Raw genomic sequence first — 21,174 nt, forward strand, 5'->3', positions numbered from 1 at the left:
ATGAAACACCGTAGCGCTCCGACGCTGCTGCTGCCAGCCGCACTGACCCTCGCCTTGGCCCTGGCTGGATGCGCCGCCAATCCGCCCACGCTCTCCCAACGCTGGACCCAGCTGCAGCAGGCCCAACCCCGCTTGCATCTGCGCGAGGCTGCGCATCAGCTGGGCGTGTCCGAGGCCGAGCTCCTGGCCAGCGACGCGAACTGGCAGGCCACGCGTCTGACATCTGACGCCAGGGATCTCCAGGCGCTCTATGAGCGCTTGGCTGAGCTGGGGCGCATCAAGGCCGTCATCCGCAACGACGATGTGATGCTGGAGCGCACCGGCGCGGTCACGCCGGCGCGCCGCGATGAACAGGGCAGGGTGGTGCCGGGGACCGGACTGGCGGGCGGCCCGATCGACCTGCGTATCGGCGGCGTCCAGTGGGGCAGCGCCTTCGCCGTCGCCCAGCCGGGCCGCGACGGCAAGGCCCTGCGCAGCCTGCAGTTCTTCGATCAGCATGGCCAGGCGATCCACAAGATCTACCTGGACAACGACGAGCACATCGCCGCCTATGAACGCCTGGTGGCCGAGTTCAGGATCGCCGGGCAGCCTGCCCCCTTGATCGCGCTGCCGGCCCCGACGCAGCCGCCCGCCGACGTGCGCGGCACTGCATCGGCTGCTGACGTGGCCCAGCTGCGCCAGGCGTGGACGAAGCTGACCGACGTCCACCAGTTTCCCCGGCTGCTGCGCGAACTCAAGCTCAGCCGCGAACAGGCGCTGCAGCTGATCGGCGACGATTCCGCCTGGCGCATCAGCGCGCAGGGCCTGCAGTTGTTGATGGACGACGCCCGCGCCCGCCGTCAGCCCATCATGGCCTTTGTCAGCCAGGGCGGCATGACCCAGATCTATAGCGGCATGATCGACCGGAGCAGCAATAGCGGAGCGTGGTACGAGGTGCTGGGTGAGGATTTCCGGCTCAAGGTGCGCAGCGCCACCATCGACCACGGCTGGGTGGTGCGCCGACCCACCGACCACGGCATGGTGACCTCGGTGGAGTTCTATGATGCGGCCGGGCGTCAGCTGGTCAACTTCTTCTCGCGCCGCGACCGGGGCCAGCCTGAGACGGCCCAGTGGCGGCGCATGGTGGAGGCGCTGCCGCGCAGTTGAGCCAGGCGCAATCATTGCATCCAGGAAAACATTGCCATTTCGCCACGGCAAAAGCGTGGCGAAATGGCCATAAACCGCGTCAAATCGGCGCTGGAGCCAGCTCCGGGTTGACCCGCTGGACATTCAGGCGTACACTCGCGAGTTCTCGAATTTAGGCTCTCCCGGGCTTATGCGTTCTTTGGTCTGAAACATCGCTGCTGCGACGCTATTCTCCCTTCCGGTCTTAAATCCGATTTGCGCATTGTCTTGCGCACAAGAGTTTCCTGTGTGGTTCCGGGCAACCGATTCCGGAACCTGTTTTCAATGTTGTACTTTGTTGGATTAAAACGATGCCAACCATCAATCAACTGATTAGCAAACCACGTGTCCGCGCGATCGTGAAGAGCAAGTCGCCGGCGCTGGAAAACAGCCCGCAAAAGCGCGGTGTCTGCACCCGCGTGTACACCACCACCCCGAAGAAGCCGAACTCGGCGCTGCGTAAGGTGGCCAAGGTGCGTCTGACCAACGGTTTCGAAGTCATTTCGTACATCGGCGGTGAAGGCCACAACCTGCAAGAACACAGCGTCGTGCTGATCCGCGGCGGCCGTGTGAAGGACTTGCCGGGTGTGCGTTACCACATGGTTCGCGGTGCACTGGATACCCAGGGCGTCAAGGATCGTAAGCAAGCTCGCTCGAAGTACGGTGCCAAGCGCGCCAAGGCAGCGAAGAAGTAATAATTGGTGTTTATCATGACGCTCGCGCGTCGTGTGAACAGACTCAGAGTCGGTCCAGGACGGGCCGAGTAAGTGGAAGCCATGATGGCTCTCCGCGAGTGCAGGCGAAGTTGAAGCAGGGTTCGCCCACTCAACTGAAGATTGAAAGGAATCGAAATGCCACGTCGTCGTGAAGTCCCCAAGCGGGAAATTCTGCCGGATCCGAAGTTCGGCAACGTTGAAGTCGCCAAGTTTGTGAACGTGCTGATGCTGTCGGGCAAGAAGTCCGTCGCTGAAAACATCATCTACGGCGCCTTCGACTACATCCAGTCCAAGTCGGGCAAGGACCCGCTGGAAGTGTTCTCCGCAGCCCTGAACAACTGCAAGCCGATGGTGGAAGTGAAGTCCCGCCGCGTCGGTGGCGCCAACTACCAGGTGCCCGTTGAAGTGCGTCCGGTGCGCCGTATGGCCCTGTCGATGCGCTGGCTGCGTGAAGCCGCCAACAAGCGCAGCGAAAAGTCGATGCCGCAGCGTCTGGGTGGTGAGCTGATGGAAGCCGCCGAAGGCCGTGGCGGCGCCATGAAGCGTCGTGATGAAGTGCACCGCATGGCAGAAGCGAACAAGGCGTTCTCGCACTTCCGCTTCTAATCAAGACTGGACCTGGGCTTTTGCGATGATGAAGAGCCTGGGTCTGCATCTTAAAATTGGTTCGAGCCGAGCGTTTATTTGAAAAAAATGACGCTCGGTTTCGTGCATTAAAGACTTAGGAATAAATCATGGCTCGCAAGACCCCCATTGAGCGCTACCGCAACATCGGTATCTCCGCGCACATCGATGCTGGCAAGACCACCACGACCGAGCGCGTGCTGTTCTACACCGGTGTGAACCACAAGATCGGTGAAGTGCACGACGGCGCCGCCACCATGGACTGGATGGAACAGGAACAAGAGCGTGGTATCACCATCACCTCGGCTGCGACCACCTGTTACTGGAAGGGCATGGCGAACAACTTCCCGGCCCACCACATCAACATCATCGACACCCCGGGTCACGTTGACTTCACCATCGAAGTCGAACGCTCGATGCGCGTGCTCGACGGCGCCTGCATGGTCTACTGTGCAGTGGGCGGCGTGCAGCCGCAGTCGGAAACCGTGTGGCGTCAGGCCAACAAGTACAAGGTCCCGCGTCTGGCCTTCGTCAACAAGATGGACCGTACCGGCGCCAACTTCTTCAAGGTCTACGAGCAGATGCGCGCTCGCCTGAAGGCCAACCCGATCCCGATGCAAGTGCCTATCGGCGCCGAAGAAAACTTCGAAGGCGTGATCGACCTGGTCAAGATGCGCGCAATCTACTGGGACGACGCTTCCCAGGGCATGAAGTTCGACTACCGCGACATCCCTGAGCATCTGAAGGCTGACGCCCAGAAGTGGCGCGAAAACCTGGTCGAAACCGCTGCTGAAGCATCGGAAGACCTGATGAACAAGTACCTGGAAGAAGGCGACCTGACCGAAGCCGAAATCAAGGGCGCGATCCGTCAACGCACCATCTCCGGCGAAATCGTCCCGATGATGTGCGGCACCGCCTTCAAGAACAAGGGCGTGCAAGCCATGCTGGACGGCGTGGTCGAGTACCTGCCGTCGCCGGTGGACATCCCCCCGGTTCCGGGCCTGAACGAAGACGACGAGCCGGTCGTGCGCGAAGCCAAGGACGACGAGAAGTTCTCCGCCCTGGCCTTCAAGATCGCCACCGACCCGTTCGTTGGCCAGCTGTGCTTCATCCGCTGCTACTCCGGTACCCTGAACTCGGGCGACACCGTGCTGAACTCGGTGAAGTCGAAGAAGGAACGTATCGGCCGTATCGTCCAGATGCACGCCAACCAGCGTGAAGAAATCAAGGAAATGATGGCCGGCGACATCGCCGCCGTCGTGGGCCTGAAGGACACCACCACCGGTGACACCCTGTGCGACGATAAGGCAATGGTCGTGCTGGAGCGCATGGTCTTCCCTGAGCCGGTGATCTCGCAGGCTGTGGAACCCAAGACCAAGGCCGACCAGGAAAAGATGGGCCTGGCCCTGAACCGCCTGGCTGCTGAAGATCCGTCGTTCCGCGTGCGTACCGACGAAGAATCGGGCCAGACCATCATCGCCGGTATGGGCGAGCTGCACCTGGACATCATCGTTGACCGCATGAAGCGCGAATTCAACGTGGAAGCCACCGTCGGCAAGCCGCAGGTGGCTTACCGCGAAACCATCCGCAAGACCTGCGAAGAATCCGAAGGCAAGTTCGTCAAGCAGTCGGGTGGTCGTGGTCAGTATGGTCACGTCGTGCTGAAGATCGAGCCGCAAGAAGCCGGCAAGGGCTTCGAGTTCGTCGACGCGATCAAGGGCGGTACCGTTCCGCGCGAATTCATCCCCGCCGTTGAAAAGGGCGTGCGTGAAACCCTGAACACCGGCGTGCTGGCTGGTTACCCTGTCGTTGACGTCAAGGTCACCCTGTTCTTCGGTTCGTACCACGATGTGGACTCGAACGAAAACGCCTTCCGCATGGCCGGCTCGATGGCCTTCAAGGAAGGTTGCCGCCGCGCCAGCCCCGTCATCCTGGAACCGATGATGGCTGTCGAAGTGGAAACCCCGGAAGATTACGCCGGTACCGTGATGGGCGACCTGTCCTCCCGCCGTGGCATGGTCCAGGGCATGGATGAAATCGCCGGCGGTGGTGGCAAGATCATCAAGGCTGAAGTGCCCCTGTCGGAAATGTTTGGTTACTCGACCACGCTGCGTTCGGCCACCCAAGGCCGTGCAACCTACTCGATGGAATTCAAGCACTATTCCGAAGCGCCCAAGAACGTGATCGACGCAATCGTCACCTCCAAGGCCAAGTAAGTTGCAGCAAGGGCGATCCGTTCCGTGTGGGGCGGATCGCTGGCTGGATCACCAGCCGATCATTGAATATTGAACATCGAACATATCGTTCTTTTGAAGGAAATCTAAAATGGCAAAAGGCAAGTTTGAACGGACCAAGCCGCACGTGAACGTCGGCACCATCGGTCACGTTGACCACGGCAAGACCACCCTGACCGCTGCAATCGCAACCGTTCTGTCGAAGAAGTTCGGCGGCGAAGCGAAGGCCTACGACCAGATCGACGCAGCGCCTGAAGAAAAGGCCCGCGGCATCACCATCAACACCGCGCACGTCGAATACGAAACCGCAAACCGTCACTACGCACACGTTGACTGCCCAGGCCACGCTGACTATGTGAAGAACATGATCACCGGCGCAGCGCAGATGGACGGCGCGATCCTGGTGTGCTCGGCCGCTGACGGCCCGATGCCCCAGACCCGTGAACACATCCTGCTGTCCCGCCAGGTTGGCGTGCCTTACATCATCGTCTTCCTGAACAAGGCTGACATGGTGGACGACGCTGAGCTGCTGGAACTGGTGGAAATGGAAGTCCGTGAACTGCTGTCGAAGTACGAGTTCCCTGGCGACGACCTGCCCATCGTGAAGGGTTCGGCCAAGCTGGCGCTGGAAGGCGACACCGGTCCCCTGGGCGAGCAAGCCATCATGGCCCTGGCCGAAGCGCTGGACACCTACATCCCGACCCCGGAACGTGCCGTTGACGGTACCTTCCTGATGCCGGTGGAAGACGTGTTCTCGATCTCCGGCCGTGGCACCGTGGTGACCGGTCGCGTTGAGCGCGGCATCATCAAGGTCGGCGAAGAAATCGAAATCGTCGGTATCGCTGACACCCAGAAGACCACCTGCACCGGCGTGGAAATGTTCCGCAAGCTGCTGGACCAAGGTCAAGCTGGCGACAACGTTGGCGTGCTGCTGCGCGGCACCAAGCGTGAAGACGTGCAGCGTGGCCAGGTTCTGGCCAAGCCGGGTTCGATCAAGCCGCACAAGCACTTCACCGGCGAGATCTATGTTCTGTCGAAGGATGAAGGCGGCCGTCACACCCCGTTCTTCAACAACTACCGTCCGCAGTTCTACTTCCGTACCACCGACGTGACCGGTGCGATCGAACTGCCGAAGGACAAGGAAATGGTCATGCCGGGCGACAACGTGTCGATCACCGTGCAACTGATCAACCCGATCGCTATGGAAGAAGGTCTGCGCTTCGCTATCCGTGAAGGCGGTCGTACCGTCGGCGCCGGCGTGGTTGCCAAGATCTTCGACTAATCGTCGGATCAGTAACAGCAGTACCAGGTAACACTAGTCGCATTTTTAACATCGCCGGGGATGATCCCCATCCCCGGTTCGTTCTTTAAAGGAAAATCATGTCGGTTCCTAGCCAAAAAATCCGTATCCGTCTGAAAGCTTTCGACTATCGTCTGATCGACCAGTCCGCTCTGGAAATCGTTGACACCGCCAAGCGTACCGGCGCTGTCGTCAAGGGCCCGGTTCCCCTGCCGACCCGCATCCAGCGCTTCGACGTCCTGCGTTCGCCGCACGTCAACAAGACTTCCCGCGATCAGTTCGAAATCCGTACCCATCAGCGTCTGATGGATATCGTCGATCCGACCGACAAGACGGTTGACGCATTGATGAAGCTGGACCTGCCCGCTGGCGTTGATGTTGAAATCAAGCTGCAGTAATCAGCTGGCATAGTGTTGGAAAAGCGCACAACCTCGGTTGTGCGCTTTTGTTTTACGGGCTATAATGCTCGGCTTCGATGTGGGTTTTGCGTCTGCAAGGCCCATAATTTATGGTAGTACGAACATCAGCCCCGCCCAATCGCAGGCGGGAATGGAGAAAACAATGAGCCTGGGCCTTGTTGGTCGCAAGGTTGGTATGATGCGCATCTTCACGGAAGATGGGGATTCGATCCCTGTGACCGTGCTGGACGTGTCCAACAACCGCGTGACTCAAATCAAAACGCCTGAAGTGGATGGTTATTCCGCTGTTCAGGTGACCTTCGGTCAACGCCGCGCTTCGCGCGTGGTGAAAGCCGCCGCCGGCCACTTCGCCAAAGCTGGCGTCGAGGCAGGTACTGTCCTCAAAGAATTCCGTGTTGACGCTTCCAAGGCTGCCGAACTGAAGGCAGGCGACGTCGTTGGCATCGGCATGTTTGAAGCTGGCCAGAAAGTCGACGTGCAAGGCGTGTCGATCGGTAAGGGCTACGCCGGTACCATCAAGCGTTACAACTTCTCGTCGGGTCGCGCGACCCACGGTAACTCCCGCTCGCACAACGTTCCTGGCTCCATCGGTATGGCGCAGGATCCGGGCCGCGTGTTCCCCGGCAAGCGCATGACCGGTCATCTGGGTGATGTCAAGACCACCGTCCAGAACCTGGAAATCGCCCGTGTGGACGCAGAGCGTCAGCTGCTGTTGGTGAAGGGTGCCGTTCCTGGCGCCAAGAACGGTCAAGTGATCGTTTCGCCGGCAGTCAAAGTCAAAGCGAAGAAGGGAGCTTAATCAATGGAACTGAAGCTCCTGAATGACCAAGGTCAAGCTGCTTCGAACGTCGCCGCACCGGATACCATTTTCGGCCGCGACTACAACGAAGCCCTGATCCACCAGGTCGTGGTTGCCTACCAAGCCAACGCGCGTAGCGGCAACCGCAAGCAAAAAGATCGTGAAGAAGTCAGCCACACCACCAAGAAGCCTTGGCGTCAAAAGGGTACTGGCCGTGCACGTGCCGGTATGTCCTCGTCGCCTCTGTGGCGCGGTGGTGGCCGTATCTTCCCGAACTCGCCTGACGAAAACTTCACCCACAAGGTCAACAAGAAGATGTATCGCGCAGGTGTCTGCTCGATCCTGTCCCAGTTGGCTCGTGAAGGCCGCCTGTCGGTCGTCGAAGAGTTCGCCGTCGAAGCCCCGAAGACCAAGCTGCTGGCCCAAAAGCTGAAGGGCATGGGCATGGAATCGGTGCTGGTTATTACCGACAGCCTGGACGAAAAGCTGCTGCTGGCCTCGCGCAATCTGCCGGGCGTGCTGGTGGTCGAGCCGCGTCAAGCTGATCCCGTGTCGCTGGTGTACTTCAAGAATGTCTTGATCACCAAGCCGGCTCTGGCAAAGATTGAGGAGTTGCTGGCATGAACGCAATCGTGAAACATAGCGAAGAGCGCCTGATGAAGGTGCTGCTGGCACCGGTGATCTCCGAAAAGGCAACCTTTGTCGCCGAGAAGAACGAGCAAGTCGTCTTCCTGGTCGCCAAGGACGCCACCAAGCTGGAAGTCAAGGCCGCCGTCGAACTGCTGTTCAAGGTGGAAGTGGAATCGGTGCAAGTCGCCAACCGTCAGGGCAAGCAGAAGCGCTCGCGCAACGGCATGGGCCGCCGCAACCACACCCGCCGTGCTTTCGTCAGCCTGAAGCCGGGTCAAGAAATCAACTTCACCGAGGAGGCTAAATAATGGCACTCGTAAAAGTGAAGCCGACCTCGCCCGGTCGGCGCGGCATGGTCAAGGTCGTCAATCCCGACCTGTACAAGGGCCGTCCGCTGGCATCGCTGGTCGAAAAGAAGTCCAAGACCGCCGGCCGTAACAACAACGGCCACATCACCACCCGCCACATCGGCGGTGGTCACAAGCAGCACTACCGTGTTGTCGACTTCCGTCGCAACAAGGATGGTATCCCTGCCAAGGTTGAGCGTATCGAATACGACCCGAACCGTACCGCGCACATCGCACTGCTGTGCTACGCGGACGGCGAGCGCAAGTACATCATCGCTCCCAAGGGCGTGTCGGTTGGCGATCAGCTGATCAGCGGTTCTGAAGCTCCGATCAAGTCGGGCAACACCCTGCCGATCCGCAACATCCCCGTCGGTACCACCATCCACTGCGTGGAAATGCTGCCGGGCAAGGGCGCGCAAATCGCCCGTACCGCTGGCGCCGCTGTCGTGCTGATGGCACGCGAAGGCACCTACGCCCAGGTTCGTCTGCGCTCCGGTGAAGTGCGTCGCGTTCACATCGAATGCCGCGCCACCATCGGTGAAGTCGGTAACGGCGAGCACAACCTGCGCAAGATCGGTAAGGCCGGTGCAACCCGTTGGCGCGGTGTGCGTCCGACCGTTCGTGGCGTTGTCATGAACCCGGTGGATCACCCGCACGGTGGTGGTGAAGGCAAGACCGCCGCTGGCCGTCACCCGGTTTCGCCGTGGGGCCAGCAGACCAAGGGCAAGAAGACTCGTAGCAACAAGCGTACGACTTCGATGATTGTCTCGCGTCGCGGCAAGAAATAAAGGATAAAACATGACACGTTCATTGAAAAAAGGTCCTTTCTGCGACGCCCACCTGGTGAAAAAGGTTGAGGCTGCCCAGGCTACCAAGGACAAGAAGCCGATCAAGACCTGGTCGCGTCGTTCGACCATCATGCCGGACTTCATCGGCCTGACGATCGCGGTGCATAACGGCAAGCAACACGTGCCGGTCTATGTATCGGAAAACATGGTTGGTCACAAGCTCGGCGAATTCGCGCTGACCCGTACTTTCAAGGGTCACGCAGCCGATAAGAAGGCTAAGAAATAAGGTCCTATGATGGAAACTAAAGCTACTCTGCGCGGTGTGCACCTGTCGGCCCAGAAAGGCCGCCTGGTTGCAGACCTGATCCGCGGTAAAAAAGTTGATCAGGCACTGAATATCTTGGCCTTCAGCCCCAAGAAGGGCGCGGTCATCATCAAGAAGGTTCTGGAGTCCGCCATCGCGAACGCCGAACACAACGATGGTGCCGACATTGACGAGCTGAAAGTCAAGACCATTTATGTGGAAAAGGGTGCGGTCCTCAAGCGCTTCACAGCGCGTGCAAAGGGCCGTGGTGATCGTATTTCCAAGCAGTCGTGTCACATCTACGTGACCGTCGGAAACTAAGGAGTCACGATGGGACAGAAGATTCATCCAACCGGTTTCCGTCTGGCGGTTACACGTAACTGGGGCTCGCGTTGGTATGCAGGCAACAACAACTTTGCCGACATGCTCAACGAGGACCTGAAGGTCCGTGCTTACCTGAAGAAGAAGCTGAAGAACGCTTCGGTTGGCCGCGTGGTCATCGAGCGTCCGGCCAAGAACGCCCGTATCACCATTTACAGCTCCCGTCCGGGCGTTGTGATCGGCAAGAAGGGCGAAGACATCGAAGTGCTGAAGTCGGCACTGGCCAAGCTCATGGGCGTGCCCGTGCACGTCAACATCGAAGAAATCCGCAAGCCGGAAGCCGATGCTCAGCTGATCGCTGACTCGATCTGCCAGCAGCTGGAAAAGCGCATCATGTTCCGTCGCGCCATGAAGCGTGCGATGCAGAACGCCATGCGCCTGGGCGCCCAAGGCATCAAGATCATGTCCTCGGGTCGTCTGAACGGCATCGAAATCGCACGTACCGAATGGTACCGTGAAGGCCGTGTGCCCCTGCACACCCTGCGCGCCGATATCGACTATGGCTTCGGCGAAGCTGAAACCACCTACGGCATCATCGGTGTGAAGGTGTGGGTCTACAAGGGCGATCGCCTGGCAAACGGCGAATCGCCGGTGCTGGTCGGCGAACCGGAAGACGACAAGAAGCGTCGTGGCCCCCGTCGTGACGACGGCAAGCCGGGTGCACGTCCCCGCTCCAAGACTGGCGCTCCTGGCGCTGGTGCAAAGCGTGGCGGTGGTCGTCCTCAAGCTGCCGATGCCGGTGTGTCGGCTGAGAAAGCAGGAGAATAATCATGCTGCAACCAGCACGTAGAAAATATCGTAAAGAACAAAAAGGTCGTAACACCGGCATTTCGCACACCCGCGGAACCGCCGTCTCGTTCGGCGATTTTGGTCTGAAGGCAACCGGCCGCGGCCGTATCACTGCCCGTCAGATCGAAGCTGCTCGTCGTGCGATGACCCGTCACATCAAGCGCGGTGGTCGTATCTGGATCCGCGTCTTCCCGGACAAGCCAATTTCCCAGAAGCCCGCAGAAGTGCGTATGGGTAACGGTAAGGGTAATCCGGAGTACTACGTGGCTGAAATCCAGCCGGGTAAGGTACTGTACGAGATGGACGGTGTGGACGAAGCCCTGGCGCGCGAGGCGTTCCGTTTGGCTGCTGCCAAATTGCCGCTGTCGACGACTTTCGTTGTTCGCCAAGTCGGTCAATAATTAGGAGCGGAACATGAAAGCATCTGAACTCCGCGGTAAGGACAAGGCAGGGCTGGAAAAGGAACTGGGCGAGCTGTTGAAAGCTCAGTTCAGCCTGCGCATGCAAATTGCGACCCAGCAACTGAACAATACCGCACAGCTGAAGAAGGTACGTCGCGACATCGCACGTGTGAAAACTGTGATCAACTCGAAGGATGGCCAACAATGAACGATCAAGTGAAACAAGCGCTCAAGCGCACGCTGATTGGCAAAGTTGTGTCGGACAAGATGGATAAGACCGTCACTGTCGAAATCGAGCGTCAAATGAAGCACCCGCTGTACGGCAAGATCATCAAGCGCACCAAGAAGTACCACGCGCATGATGAGCAAAACTCGGCGAAGGCCGGCGACGTGGTGGAAATCACCGAAAGCCGTCCGATCTCCAAGACGAAGTCGTGGACTGTGACCCGTGTGGTGCAGGAAGCACAAATCGTCTAAGTAGTAAATGTAGTACTTGCGTGCTCGATATTATGCTGCCATAATATCGAGCTCTTTCTTTGCAAAACAAAGTTTGCAGAGGAAGGCTCAAGAGTAGCTCTATTCGTCCCCTAACTAGCGAGTTCGCTTGCTAACAGGACCAAGACTGACCGCCAGCGCATCGTGCGAAGCGGATTAAGTTGGGAAAGAAAATATCATGATTCAAACTGAAAGCCGGCTCGAAGTGGCCGACAACACTGGTGCGCGCGAAGTTCTGTGCATCAAGGTCTTGGGTGGTTCCAAGCGCCGCTATGCGGGCATTGGCGATGTGATCAAGGTTACTGTCAAGAGCGCAGCACCGCGTGGTCGCGTCAAGAAGGGTGAAATTTATAACGCTGTCGTCGTTCGTACCGCCAAGGGCGTGCGTCGTCAGGATGGTTCGCTGGTCAAGTTCGATGGTAATGCTGCCGTCCTGCTGAACGCCAAGCTGGAGCCCATCGGCACCCGTATCTTTGGGCCGGTGACTCGTGAGCTGCGTACAGAGCGCTTCATGAAGATCGTCTCCCTGGCGCCTGAAGTTCTGTAAGGAGTGGTCATGGCAAAGATTCGTAAAAACGATGAAGTCATCGTGTTGACCGGCAAAGACAAGGGCAAGCGCGGTGTCGTGACTGCTCGCGTCGGGACCGATTATGTCGTCGTGGAAGGCGTGAACGTCGCTAAGAAGGCGACCCGCCCCAATCCGATGACTGGTGCAACTGGCGGCATCGTCGATAAGCTGATGCCAATTCATGTGTCGAACGTCGCGTTGTTCAACGCTGCGACCGGCAAGGCAGATCGTGTGGCTTACAAGGAAGTGGACGGCAAGAAGGTCCGCGCTTACAAGTCCAACGGCGAAGTCGTTAAGGTTTAAACATCATGGCACGTCTTCAACAGTTTTATAAAGATAAGGTCGTCGCCGATCTGACTACGAAGTATTCGTACAAGTCGGTGATGGAAGTTCCGCGCATCCTGAAGATCACCCTGAACATGGGTCTGTCCGAAGCAGTTGCGGATAAGAAGATCATCGAGCACGCCGTTGGCGACCTGACCAAGATCGCTGGTCAGAAGCCCGTGGTGACCAAGGCTCGTAAGGCTATCGCTGGTTTCAAGATCCGCGAAGGCTACCCGATCGGTTGCATGGTGACCCTGCGTGGCGCCCGCATGTACGAATTCCTGGATCGTCTGATCACCGTGGCCCTGCCGCGCGTGCGTGACTTCCGTGGTGTGTCGGGTCGTGCGTTCGACGGTCGTGGCAACTACAACATTGGTGTGAAAGAGCAGATCATCTTCCCCGAAATCGAGTACGACAAGATCGATGCACTGCGTGGCATGAACATCAGCATCACCACGACTGCAAAGACCGACGACGAAGCGAAGGCGCTTCTCGCCGCATTTAAATTCCCGTTCAGAAACTGAGGATGCCATGGCAAAACTGGCACTGATTAACCGTGAACAGAAGCGCGCAGAAATGGTGAAGAAGTATGCTGCCAAGCGCGCCGAGTTGAAGGCTATTATCGACGACCAATCGAAGTCGGAAGAAGAGCGTTACGAAGCCCGCCTGAAGCTGCAGGCGCTGCCGCGTAACTCCGCTCCGACCCGCCAGCGCAACCGTTGCGCGCTGACTGGCCGTCCCCGTGGTACTTTCCGCAAGTTCGGATTGGGCCGTATCAAGGTCCGTGAAATCGCCATGCGCGGCGAAATCCCGGGTTTGACCAAAGCTAGCTGGTAATAGGAGAAGAAGCAATGAGTATGAGCGATCCTATCGCCGATATGCTGACCCGTATCCGCAATGCGCAAGGCGTGAACAAGACTACCGTCGTCATGCCGTCTTCCAAAGTGAAGGTCGCCATTGCCAACGTCCTCAAGGACGAGGGTTATATCGAAGATTTCGCCGTGGTTGCCGCTGATGGCAAGGCTGAATTGAAAATCGGTTTGAAGTATTACGCTGGCCGTCCGGTCATCGAGCGCCTGGAGCGCGTGTCCCGTCCGGGTCTGCGCATCTACAAGGGCAAGGACGATATCCCCAACGTCATGAACGGCCTGGGTGTGGCAATCGTGTCCACCCCGCGCGGCGTGATGACTGACCGCAAAGCACGCGCAACCGGTGTCGGTGGCGAAGTGATTTGCTACGTGGCCTAAGGAGTGCAAGATGTCTCGTGTAGGTAAAATGCCTGTTGCACTGCCGAGTGGCGCGGAAGCGACCATCACTGCAGAGCAAATCACCGTCAAGGGCCCGCTGGGCTCCTTGACCCAACCGCTGACCAAGAAGGTCAAGGTGGTCAACAACAATGGCTCGCTGAGCTTCGAAGTGGCTGATGACAGCCGCGAAGCCAACGCGATGTCGGGCACCCTGCGTGCTCTGGTCAACAACATGGTCAACGGCGTCACCAAGGGCTTCGAAAAGAAGCTGAACCTGGTTGGCGTGGGTTTCCGTGCACAAGCACAAGGCGACAAGCTGAACCTGTCGCTGGGCTTCTCGCACCCCATCGTTCACCAGATGCCCGCTGGCATCAAGGTTGAGACCCCGACCCAGACCGAAATCCTGATCAAGGGTATCGATCGCCAGGTGGTTGGCCAGGTCGCCGCTGAAATTCGCGCGTACCGCGAACCCGAGCCCTACAAGGGCAAGGGTGTGCGCTACGCTGACGAAGTGGTGACGCTCAAAGAAACCAAGAAGAAGTAATAGGGGTTGACGATGGACAAGAAACAATCTCGCCTGCGCCGTGCGACTCAGACTCGCGCCAAGATCGCAGAACTGAAGGTGAATCGTCTGGCTGTGCACCGTACCAACACGCACATCTACGCCAGCGTCATCGGCCCCGACGCCAACGTGCTGGCTTCCGCCTCCACCCTGGAAGCAGAAGTCCGCGCCCAGCTGGCAGGTCAGACCGGCAAGGGTGGCAATGCTGCCGCTGCTGCCCTGATCGGCAAGCGCGTGGCGGAGAAGGCTCTGAAGGCCGGTGTGACTGAAGTCGCATTCGACCGCTCCGGTTTCCGTTATCACGGTCGCGTCAAGGCGCTGGCTGAGGCTGCGCGTGAAGCCGGCCTGAAGTTCTAAGGATTATCGATCATGGCAAAAATGCAATCGAAAACGCAAAGCGACAAGCCTGATGACGGCATGCGCGAAAAAATGATCGCGGTCAACCGCGTCACCAAGGTGGTGAAGGGCGGCCGCATCATGGGTTTCGCAGCGCTGGCAGTGGTCGGTGACGGCGATGGCCGTATCGGCATGGGCAAGGGCAAGTCCAAGGAAGTGCCCGTGGCCGTGCAGAAGGCGATGGAAGAAGCACGTCGCAAGCTGATCAAGGTGACCCTGAAGAACGGTACCGTGCAACACACCGTCATCGGCAAGCACGGCGCCTCCTCGGTGATGATCTCGCCGGCCAAGGACGGTACTGGCGTCATCGCCGGCGGTCCGATGCGCGCGATCTTCGAGGTGATGGGCGTGACCAACGTGGTGGCCAAGTCGACCGGTTCGACCAACCCCTACAACATGGTCCGTGCCACCCTGGACGGTCTGTCGAAGATGAACACTCCGGCTGAAATTGCTGCCAAGCGCGGCAAGTCGGTCGAAGAAATCCTGGGCTAAGGTGATCGAGATGGCTAACACAATCAAAGTCAAGCTGGTCAAGGGTCTGATCGGTACTCGTCAGGACCACCGCGCTACCGTGCGCGGTCTGGGTCTGCGTCGCGTCAACTCGGTGTCCGAACTGGAAGACACCCCGTCGGTGCGCGGCATGATCAACAAAGTGTCCTATCTTGTGAAAGTTGTGTCGTAAGCCGCGGCTTGCGAACGGAGCGAATCATGCAATTAAACACTATCCAACCCGCAGAAGGCGCAAAGCACGCTAAGCGTCGCGTCGGTCGTGGTATCGGTTCTGGCCTGGGCAAGACGGCCGGCCGTGGCCACAAGGGTCAGAAGTCGCGTTCGGGCGGTTTCCACAAGGTCGGCTTCGAAGGCGGCCAGATGCCCCTGCAACGTCGTCTGCCCAAGCGCGGTTTCAAGTCGCTGGCAACGCCGTACAAGGCTGAAGTGCGCCTGTCCGACCTGGAAAAGCTGCCCGTCGCCGAGATCGACGTGCTGGCATTGAAGCAAGCCGGCCTGGTGTCGGAACTGGCTCGTGTCGTGCGTATCATCAAGGCTGGCGAACTGACCAAGAAGGTAACCGTCAAGGGTCTGATCGCAACCGCTGGTGCCAAGGCCGCTATCGAAGCAGCCGGTGGTTCCATCGCTGAGTGATCCGGTCCCGGAGCATTAATTGGCAACTACTCCTCAATTAGCGAAAGGCGCCGCAAAAGGATTCCCCTGGGGTCGTTTGTGGTTCCTGCTGGGGGCGTTGATCGTTTATCGCATCGGTGCACATATCCCGGTTCCGGGTATTGATCCGACGCAGTTGGCGCAGCTGTTCAAGCAGAATCAGGGCGGCATTCTGGGCATGTTCAACATGTTCTCCGGTGGTGCCCTGTCGCGCTTCACGATCTTCGCACTGGGGATCATGCCGTATATCTCGGCATCGATCATCATGCAGCTGCTGTCGGTGGTTTCGCCGCAGCTGGAAGCATTGAAGAAAGAGGGTGAAGCCGGTCGTCGCAAGATCACGCAGTACACCCGTTACGGCACCCTGGTGCTGGCGACCTTCCAGGCGCTGGGCATTGCGGTGGCGCTGGAATCGCAAGCCGGCCTGGTGCTGGATCCGGGTCTGGCCTTCCGTCTGACTACGGTGGTGACGTTGATTACCGGTACGATGTTCCTGATGTGGCTGGGTGAACAGATCACTGAACGTGGTCTGGGCAATGGCATCTCGATCATCATTTTCGCTGGTATTGCGGCAGGTCTGCCGAATGCTCTGGGTGGCTTGTTCGAACTGGTCCGTACCGGTTCGATGAACGCTCTGTCGGCAATCCTGATCTGCGTGATCGTGGCTCTGGTGACGTTCCTGGTGGTCTTCATCGAACGTGGCCAGCGCAAGATCCTGGTGAATTATGCGAAGCGTCAGGTCGGCAACAAGATCTACGGTGGTCAAAGCAGCCACCTGCCCCTGAAGCTGAACATGGCTGGTGTGATTCCGCCGATCTTTGCATCGTCGATCATTCTGTTCCCGGCCACGATCACCAGCTGGTTCACATCGGGTGATACGTCGAACCCCTTCATTCGTTTCCTGAAGGATCTGGCGGCATCGATGGCACCAGGCGAACCGATCCATGCTTTGCTGTATGCGGTGGCTATCGTCTTCTTCTGCTTCTTCTACACCGCACTGGTGTTCAACAGCAAGGAAACGGCAGACAACCTGAAGAAGAGTGGTGCTTTTGTTCCGGGTATCCGTCCGGGTGACCAGACCGCGCGTTATATCGACAAGATCCTGATGCGCCTGACCCTGGCCGGCGCCGTGTACATCACCTTGGTGTGCCTGCTGCCAGAGTTCCTGATCGCACGCTGGAAGGTGCCGTTCTACTTCGGTGGCACATCGCTGCTGATCATTGTGGTCGTGACGATGGATTTCATGGCCCAAGTGCAGAACTATGTGATGTCGCAGCAGTATGAATCGTTGCTCCGCAAAGCTAATTTCAAGGGTGGCATGACACCGCGATAAGCGGGCTCATGCTCCAGAGGAAGAAGACACGGAATGGCAAAAGACGACGTTATTCAGATGCAGGGCGAGATTCTTGAAAATCTGCCCAACGCGACATTCAGGGTTAAGTTGGAAAACGGTCACGTTGTACTCGGCCATATTTCCGGCAAGATGCGCATGAATTACATCCGTATCTTGCCCGGCGATAAGGTAACGGTGGAACTGACGCCTTACGATTTGAGCCGGGCACGTATCGTGTTCCGAACCAAGTAACAGTGAAACATTGAAAGAAAGAGGGCCACAATGAAAGTGCTCGCATCAGTCAAGCGGATCTGCCGCAACTGCAAAATCATCAAGCGCAATGGCATCGTTCGCGTGATCTGCACCGAACCCCGCCATAAGCAGCGCCAGGGTTAACTTAACGTTATTGATCGAGGAATAACGAATGGCACGTATTGCAGGGGTCAACATCCCCAACCATCAGCACACCGTGATCGGCCTGACCGCCATCTATGGTATTGGCCGTCCGCGCGCACAAGACATTTGCGCTGCTACCGGCGTTCCGACCAACAAGAAGGTCAAGGACCTGGACGATAACGAGCTGGAAAAGCTGCGTGACGAAATTGCCAAGTTCGTCGTGGAAGGCGATCTGCGCCGTGAGTTGTCCATGAACATCAAGCGTTTGATGGACCTGGGTTGCTACCGCGGTCTGCGTCACCGTCGTGGTCTGCCGGTCCGTGGTCAACGTACCCGCACCAACGCCCGTACTCGCAAGGGTCCGCGCAAGGCCGCTCAATCGCTGAAGAAATAATCCCGGCAGGCGCAAGCACTGGTCGGATTCAAGGAAGAAATTATGGCAAAGTCCCCCAACAACGCAGCAGCATCGCGTGTTCGTAAGAAAGTTAAGAAGAACGTTGCTGAAGGCATCGCGCACGTTCACGCTTCGTTCAACAACACCATCATCACGATCACCGACCGTCAGGGCAACGCTCTGTCGTGGGCGACCTCGGGTGGTGCTGGCTTCAAGGGTTCGCGCAAGTCGACTCCGTTCGCAGCCCAGGTCGCCGCTGAAAGCGCCGGCAAGGTTGCCATCGAATGCGGCATCAAGAACCTGGAAGTGCGTATCAAGGGCCCCGGCCCGGGCCGTGAATCCGCAGTGCGCGCTCTGAACAACCTGGGTATCAAGATCACCCAGATCCAGGACGTGACCCCGGTCCCGCACAACGGCTGCCGTCCGCCGAAGCGCCGTCGCATCTAAGTTGTAGTATAATCTTGCGCTTTCGCCTGTTCGTCAGGCAAAAGCGCAGGCAAATCACCCGCCAATCACCTTGGCGGGTTTTGTTCTTAAGACCACTGTCTGGCCGCATGCAGGTCAGACTAGCGTCCGGCAACATGGGACGTCATTGATAAAGGAAATACCGTGGCACGTTATATCGGACCGAAAGCAAAACTCTCCCGCCGCGAAGGCACCGACCTGTTCCTGAAGAGCGCACGCCGCTCGCTGGATTCCAAGTGCAAGCTGGATTCCAAGCCGGGTCAGCACGGCCGCACCTCGGGCGCCCGCACCTCCGACTACGGCAACCAGCTGCGCGAAAAGCAGAAGGTCAAGCGCATGTACGGCGTCCTCGAGCGCCAGTTCCGCCGCTACTTCGCTGAAGCCGACCGCCGCAAGGGCAACACCGGCGAAACCCTGCTGAAGCTGCTGGAATCGCGCCTGGACAACGTCGTCTACCGCATGGGCTTCGGCTCGACCCGCGCTGAAGCGCGTCAGCTGGTGTCCCACAAGGCCCTGACCGTGAACGGTCAAGTCGTGAACATCGCTTCCTACTCCGTCAAGGCAGGCGACGTCATCGCCGTGCGTGAAAAGGCCAAGAAGCAAGTGCGTATCGCCGAAGCCCTGTCGCTGGCCGAGTCGAACGGTTTCCCGCAGTGGGTTTCCGTGGATTCGAAGAAGCTGGAAGGCACCTTCAAGTCCTCGCCGGACCGTAGCGAAATTGCTGCCGACGTCAACGAATCGCTGATCGTCGAACTGTACTCGCGTTAATTCGTAGTACCGCCGTACCCCTGTGCCCACCTCATGGTGGGCATTTTTCCGAACTGCCATCAGCCTTATCGGTGTAACGAGCCGAGGGTATTGAAAAGGACAATTCATGCAAAACAGTTTGTTGAAGCCCCGCATCATCGAAGTGGAAACCCTGGCCCCCGGTCACGCAAAGGTCGTGATGGAGCCGTTCGAGCGTGGTTATGGTCACACCCTGGGCAACGCGCTGCGTCGCGTGCTGCTGTCGACCATGAGCGGTTACGCTCCCACCGAAGTGACCATCGCTGGTGTGGTGCACGAATACTCGTCCCTGGACGGCGTGCAGGAAGACGTCGTGGACATCCTGCTGAACCTCAAGGGCGTGGTCTTCAAGCTGCACAACCGTGACGAAGTCACCCTGACCCTGAAGAAGGAAGGCGAAGGCGCCGTCCTGGCTTCCGATATCGATCTGCCGCACGACGTCGAACTGATCAACCCGGATCACGTCATCGCCAACCTGACCGGTGGCGGCAAGCTGGACATGCAGATCAAGGTCGAAAAGGGCCGTGGCTATGTGCCCGGTAACGTGCGTCGTCTGTCCGAAGACACCAACAAGACCATCGGCCGCATCATTCTGGATGCCTCGTTCTCGCCGGTGCGTCGCGTGTCCTACGCGGTCGAATCCGCGCGTGTGGAACAGCGTACCGACCTGGACAAGCTGGTCATGAACATCGAGACCAACGGCGTCATCACCCCGGAAGAAGCGATTCGCCAGTCGGCTCGTGTGCTGGTCGATCAGCTCAACGTGTTCGCTGCCCTGGAAGGCACCGAAGCGACTGCAGAAGCACCGTCGCGCGCACCGCAGGTCGATCCTATCCTGCTGCGTCCGGTCGACGACCTGGAGTTGACCGTCCGTTCGGCAAACTGCCTGAAGGCCGAGAACATCTACTACATCGGCGACCTGATCCAGCGCAGCGAAAACGAACTGCTGAAGACCCCGAACCTGGGTCGCAAGTCGCTGAACGAAATCAAGGAAGTCCTGGCTTCCCGTGGCCTGACCCTGGGCATGAAGCTGGAAAACTGGCCGCCGGCCGGTCTGGAAAAGTAATTCACGTCACCTGGCGGGTCGCGGCGCAAGCCGCGCCGGCCAGGCTGGCATGAGGCAAGACCTGAAGTATCCGTCGTACCGTAGCAAAGAACTCTTATCCGTCATTTACCGGTCCGCGGTCCGGACAGCCTGGCTGGCCTGCCGATAGAAGAACTGGATCAAAACTGTAACCTGAAAGGAAATTACCATGCGTCACCGTCACGGTCTCCGCAAACTGAATCGTACTTCGTCCCACCGTCTGGCCATGCTGCGCAACATGACCGTGTCCCTGCTGCGTCATGAAGCCATCAAGACCACCCTGCCGAAGGCCAAGGAACTGCGTCGCGTCGTCGAGCCCATCCTGACCCTGGGCAAGACCGACACCCTGGCCAACAAGCGCCTGGCCTTCAACCGCCTGCGCGACCGCGAAATCGTCGGCAAGCTGTTCTCCGAACTGGGCCCGCGCTACGCTGCCCGTAACGGCGGCTACCTGCGCATCCTGAAGATGGGCTTCCGTCAAGGCGACAACGCACCGATGGCCTTCGTCGAGCTGGTCGATCGTCCGGAAGTCACCGACGCTGCTGACGCCCCGACCGCTGAGTAATCTCACGGACGTCGCATCACCAAGAAAAAGCCAGGCCTTGCCTGGCTTTTTTATTTGGCGCGGCAGTTTTCGCTGATGTCCTGAGCTTGTATGGCGACGCCGCAGCTCAGGATGTGGTTGAATACGGCATCTGCAAGGAGATTTCCGATGTCTGCTTCCCTGTTGAACCAGCCGCTGCTGGTGCTGGCAAACCTGCCGGACCAGGCCTTGGCCGAACGTATCGCCGATGCGCTGGTGGAGCAAGGCCTGGCTGCCTGCGTCAACATCCTGCCACCCGTGAAGTCGGTCTATCGCTGGCAAGGAAAGGTCCAGCGCGACACGGAAGTCCCCGTCTTCATCAAGACCACACAGGCCCGCTACCAGGAGCTGGAGCAGGCCATCCTGCAAGCCCATCCCTATGATGTGCCCGAGGTCATTGCCCTGCCCATCACGGCGGGCCTGCCTGCCTACCTGGCATGGATGCAGGACGAGACCGCCCGTCCCTTGCGCGTATAGGCGCCCC

The 21,174-nt window shown here is 58.7% G+C and carries 35 protein-coding genes; all 35 read left to right on the forward strand.

Annotated elements, in window-relative coordinates:
* A complete protein-coding gene (locus tag ACP92_RS00535; RefSeq protein ID WP_013232182.1) occupies window positions 1-1,146 on the forward strand; it encodes a hemin-degrading factor in 1,146 nt (381 codons plus the stop codon).
* 329 nt (window positions 1,147-1,475) lie between these two features.
* Window positions 1,476-1,859, forward strand: a complete 384-nt coding sequence (gene rpsL / locus ACP92_RS00540) for a 30S ribosomal protein S12 (RefSeq protein ID WP_006465490.1) — start codon at window positions 1,476-1,478, stop codon at window positions 1,857-1,859.
* A 156-nt stretch (window positions 1,860-2,015) separates the two neighbouring features.
* Complete coding sequence (gene rpsG / locus ACP92_RS00545) at window positions 2,016-2,486, forward strand: 30S ribosomal protein S7 (RefSeq protein WP_013232183.1); 471 nt, start codon at window positions 2,016-2,018, stop codon at window positions 2,484-2,486.
* Between the two features lie 128 nt (window positions 2,487-2,614).
* Window positions 2,615-4,720 (forward strand): elongation factor G, encoded by a 2,106-nt coding sequence (gene fusA / locus ACP92_RS00550; RefSeq protein WP_013232184.1) that lies wholly within the window; start codon window positions 2,615-2,617, stop codon window positions 4,718-4,720.
* A gap of 109 nt (window positions 4,721-4,829) precedes the next feature.
* Window positions 4,830-6,020 carry an elongation factor Tu gene (tuf, locus tag ACP92_RS00555; protein WP_008334097.1) on the forward strand — a complete coding sequence of 397 codons (1,191 nt, stop codon included), beginning with the start codon at window positions 4,830-4,832 and terminating at the stop codon, window positions 6,018-6,020.
* Window positions 6,021-6,118: 98 nt separating this feature from the next.
* A complete protein-coding gene (gene rpsJ, locus ACP92_RS00560; protein WP_006464935.1) occupies window positions 6,119-6,436 on the forward strand; it encodes a 30S ribosomal protein S10 in 318 nt (105 codons plus the stop codon).
* Window positions 6,437-6,587: 151 nt separating this feature from the next.
* Window positions 6,588-7,256, forward strand: coding sequence for a 50S ribosomal protein L3 (rplC, locus tag ACP92_RS00565; protein WP_013232185.1), 669 nt, complete (start codon window positions 6,588-6,590; stop codon window positions 7,254-7,256).
* 3 nt (window positions 7,257-7,259) lie between these two features.
* The gene (gene rplD / locus ACP92_RS00570) at window positions 7,260-7,880 is read left to right on the forward strand and encodes a 50S ribosomal protein L4 (RefSeq protein WP_006464933.1); all 621 of its coding nucleotides are present in this window, start codon (window positions 7,260-7,262) and stop codon (window positions 7,878-7,880) included.
* Window positions 7,877-8,194, forward strand: a complete 318-nt coding sequence (gene rplW, locus ACP92_RS00575) for a 50S ribosomal protein L23 (RefSeq protein ID WP_006464932.1) — start codon at window positions 7,877-7,879, stop codon at window positions 8,192-8,194. Before rplD ends, rplW begins: the two co-directional genes overlap by 4 nt.
* Window positions 8,194-9,021: a 50S ribosomal protein L2 gene (rplB, locus tag ACP92_RS00580; RefSeq protein WP_006464931.1), complete on the forward strand. Its 828-nt coding sequence runs from the start codon at window positions 8,194-8,196 to the stop codon at window positions 9,019-9,021. Before rplW ends, rplB begins: the two co-directional genes overlap by 1 nt.
* Before the next feature lie 10 nt (window positions 9,022-9,031).
* A complete protein-coding gene (gene rpsS, locus ACP92_RS00585) occupies window positions 9,032-9,307 on the forward strand; it encodes a 30S ribosomal protein S19 (protein WP_007875308.1) in 276 nt (91 codons plus the stop codon).
* A 6-nt stretch (window positions 9,308-9,313) separates the two neighbouring features.
* A complete protein-coding gene (rplV, locus tag ACP92_RS00590) occupies window positions 9,314-9,646 on the forward strand; it encodes a 50S ribosomal protein L22 (protein ID WP_008334132.1) in 333 nt (110 codons plus the stop codon).
* A 9-nt stretch (window positions 9,647-9,655) separates the two neighbouring features.
* Window positions 9,656-10,474 (forward strand): 30S ribosomal protein S3, encoded by an 819-nt coding sequence (gene rpsC, locus ACP92_RS00595; protein WP_013232186.1) that lies wholly within the window; start codon window positions 9,656-9,658, stop codon window positions 10,472-10,474.
* A 2-nt stretch (window positions 10,475-10,476) separates the two neighbouring features.
* Complete coding sequence (gene rplP, locus ACP92_RS00600) at window positions 10,477-10,896, forward strand: 50S ribosomal protein L16 (RefSeq protein ID WP_008334136.1); 420 nt, start codon at window positions 10,477-10,479, stop codon at window positions 10,894-10,896.
* 13 nt (window positions 10,897-10,909) lie between these two features.
* Window positions 10,910-11,104, forward strand: coding sequence for a 50S ribosomal protein L29 (rpmC, locus tag ACP92_RS00605; protein WP_006464926.1), 195 nt, complete (start codon window positions 10,910-10,912; stop codon window positions 11,102-11,104).
* Window positions 11,101-11,373, forward strand: a complete 273-nt coding sequence (gene rpsQ / locus ACP92_RS00610) for a 30S ribosomal protein S17 (RefSeq protein ID WP_006464925.1) — start codon at window positions 11,101-11,103, stop codon at window positions 11,371-11,373. The genes rpmC and rpsQ overlap by 4 nt, the downstream gene beginning before the upstream one ends.
* 196 nt (window positions 11,374-11,569) lie before the next feature.
* A complete protein-coding gene (gene rplN / locus ACP92_RS00615) occupies window positions 11,570-11,938 on the forward strand; it encodes a 50S ribosomal protein L14 (RefSeq protein ID WP_006464924.1) in 369 nt (122 codons plus the stop codon).
* A gap of 9 nt (window positions 11,939-11,947) precedes the next feature.
* The gene (gene rplX, locus ACP92_RS00620) at window positions 11,948-12,262 is read left to right on the forward strand and encodes a 50S ribosomal protein L24 (protein ID WP_013232187.1); all 315 of its coding nucleotides are present in this window, start codon (window positions 11,948-11,950) and stop codon (window positions 12,260-12,262) included.
* Between the two features lie 5 nt (window positions 12,263-12,267).
* The gene (gene rplE / locus ACP92_RS00625; protein WP_006464922.1) at window positions 12,268-12,807 is read left to right on the forward strand and encodes a 50S ribosomal protein L5; all 540 of its coding nucleotides are present in this window, start codon (window positions 12,268-12,270) and stop codon (window positions 12,805-12,807) included.
* A 7-nt stretch (window positions 12,808-12,814) separates the two neighbouring features.
* The gene (gene rpsN / locus ACP92_RS00630; RefSeq protein ID WP_008334139.1) at window positions 12,815-13,120 is read left to right on the forward strand and encodes a 30S ribosomal protein S14; all 306 of its coding nucleotides are present in this window, start codon (window positions 12,815-12,817) and stop codon (window positions 13,118-13,120) included.
* A 14-nt stretch (window positions 13,121-13,134) separates the two neighbouring features.
* The gene (rpsH, locus tag ACP92_RS00635; RefSeq protein ID WP_006464920.1) at window positions 13,135-13,530 is read left to right on the forward strand and encodes a 30S ribosomal protein S8; all 396 of its coding nucleotides are present in this window, start codon (window positions 13,135-13,137) and stop codon (window positions 13,528-13,530) included.
* 10 nt (window positions 13,531-13,540) lie between these two features.
* Window positions 13,541-14,074 carry a 50S ribosomal protein L6 gene (gene rplF / locus ACP92_RS00640; protein WP_006464919.1) on the forward strand — a complete coding sequence of 178 codons (534 nt, stop codon included), beginning with the start codon at window positions 13,541-13,543 and terminating at the stop codon, window positions 14,072-14,074.
* A 12-nt stretch (window positions 14,075-14,086) separates the two neighbouring features.
* Window positions 14,087-14,449, forward strand: coding sequence for a 50S ribosomal protein L18 (gene rplR, locus ACP92_RS00645; RefSeq protein ID WP_008334143.1), 363 nt, complete (start codon window positions 14,087-14,089; stop codon window positions 14,447-14,449).
* A 12-nt stretch (window positions 14,450-14,461) separates the two neighbouring features.
* On the forward strand, window positions 14,462-14,980 hold the full coding sequence (gene rpsE, locus ACP92_RS00650; RefSeq protein WP_006464917.1) for a 30S ribosomal protein S5: 519 nt from the start codon (window positions 14,462-14,464) through the stop codon (window positions 14,978-14,980).
* Window positions 14,981-14,990: 10 nt separating this feature from the next.
* Entirely contained in the window at window positions 14,991-15,170 is a 180-nt protein-coding gene (gene rpmD, locus ACP92_RS00655) for a 50S ribosomal protein L30 (RefSeq protein ID WP_006464916.1), read from the forward strand.
* A gap of 26 nt (window positions 15,171-15,196) precedes the next feature.
* Entirely contained in the window at window positions 15,197-15,631 is a 435-nt protein-coding gene (gene rplO / locus ACP92_RS00660; RefSeq protein ID WP_006464915.1) for a 50S ribosomal protein L15, read from the forward strand.
* 19 nt (window positions 15,632-15,650) lie between these two features.
* Window positions 15,651-16,982, forward strand: coding sequence for a preprotein translocase subunit SecY (gene secY / locus ACP92_RS00665; RefSeq protein WP_013232188.1), 1,332 nt, complete (start codon window positions 15,651-15,653; stop codon window positions 16,980-16,982).
* Window positions 16,983-17,015: 33 nt separating this feature from the next.
* Complete coding sequence (gene infA / locus ACP92_RS00670; RefSeq protein ID WP_005663428.1) at window positions 17,016-17,234, forward strand: translation initiation factor IF-1; 219 nt, start codon at window positions 17,016-17,018, stop codon at window positions 17,232-17,234.
* Between the two features lie 30 nt (window positions 17,235-17,264).
* Window positions 17,265-17,378 (forward strand): 50S ribosomal protein L36, encoded by a 114-nt coding sequence (gene rpmJ, locus ACP92_RS00675; RefSeq protein ID WP_013232189.1) that lies wholly within the window; start codon window positions 17,265-17,267, stop codon window positions 17,376-17,378.
* Between the two features lie 28 nt (window positions 17,379-17,406).
* A complete protein-coding gene (gene rpsM / locus ACP92_RS00680) occupies window positions 17,407-17,772 on the forward strand; it encodes a 30S ribosomal protein S13 (protein ID WP_006464912.1) in 366 nt (121 codons plus the stop codon).
* A gap of 42 nt (window positions 17,773-17,814) precedes the next feature.
* The gene (gene rpsK / locus ACP92_RS00685; RefSeq protein ID WP_006464911.1) at window positions 17,815-18,219 is read left to right on the forward strand and encodes a 30S ribosomal protein S11; all 405 of its coding nucleotides are present in this window, start codon (window positions 17,815-17,817) and stop codon (window positions 18,217-18,219) included.
* Window positions 18,220-18,381: 162 nt separating this feature from the next.
* On the forward strand, window positions 18,382-19,005 hold the full coding sequence (gene rpsD / locus ACP92_RS00690; protein ID WP_013232190.1) for a 30S ribosomal protein S4: 624 nt from the start codon (window positions 18,382-18,384) through the stop codon (window positions 19,003-19,005).
* A 106-nt stretch (window positions 19,006-19,111) separates the two neighbouring features.
* A complete protein-coding gene (locus ACP92_RS00695; protein ID WP_006464909.1) occupies window positions 19,112-20,089 on the forward strand; it encodes a DNA-directed RNA polymerase subunit alpha in 978 nt (325 codons plus the stop codon).
* A 187-nt stretch (window positions 20,090-20,276) separates the two neighbouring features.
* Window positions 20,277-20,672 (forward strand): 50S ribosomal protein L17, encoded by a 396-nt coding sequence (gene rplQ / locus ACP92_RS00700; protein WP_008334167.1) that lies wholly within the window; start codon window positions 20,277-20,279, stop codon window positions 20,670-20,672.
* Window positions 20,673-20,819: 147 nt separating this feature from the next.
* Complete coding sequence (gene cutA, locus ACP92_RS00705) at window positions 20,820-21,167, forward strand: divalent-cation tolerance protein CutA (protein ID WP_013232191.1); 348 nt, start codon at window positions 20,820-20,822, stop codon at window positions 21,165-21,167.
* Window positions 21,168-21,174: the final 7 nt, after the last annotated feature.

The organism is Herbaspirillum seropedicae (assembly GCF_001040945.1).
Classification (GTDB): Bacteria; Pseudomonadota; Gammaproteobacteria; order Burkholderiales; family Burkholderiaceae_D; genus Herbaspirillum; species Herbaspirillum seropedicae.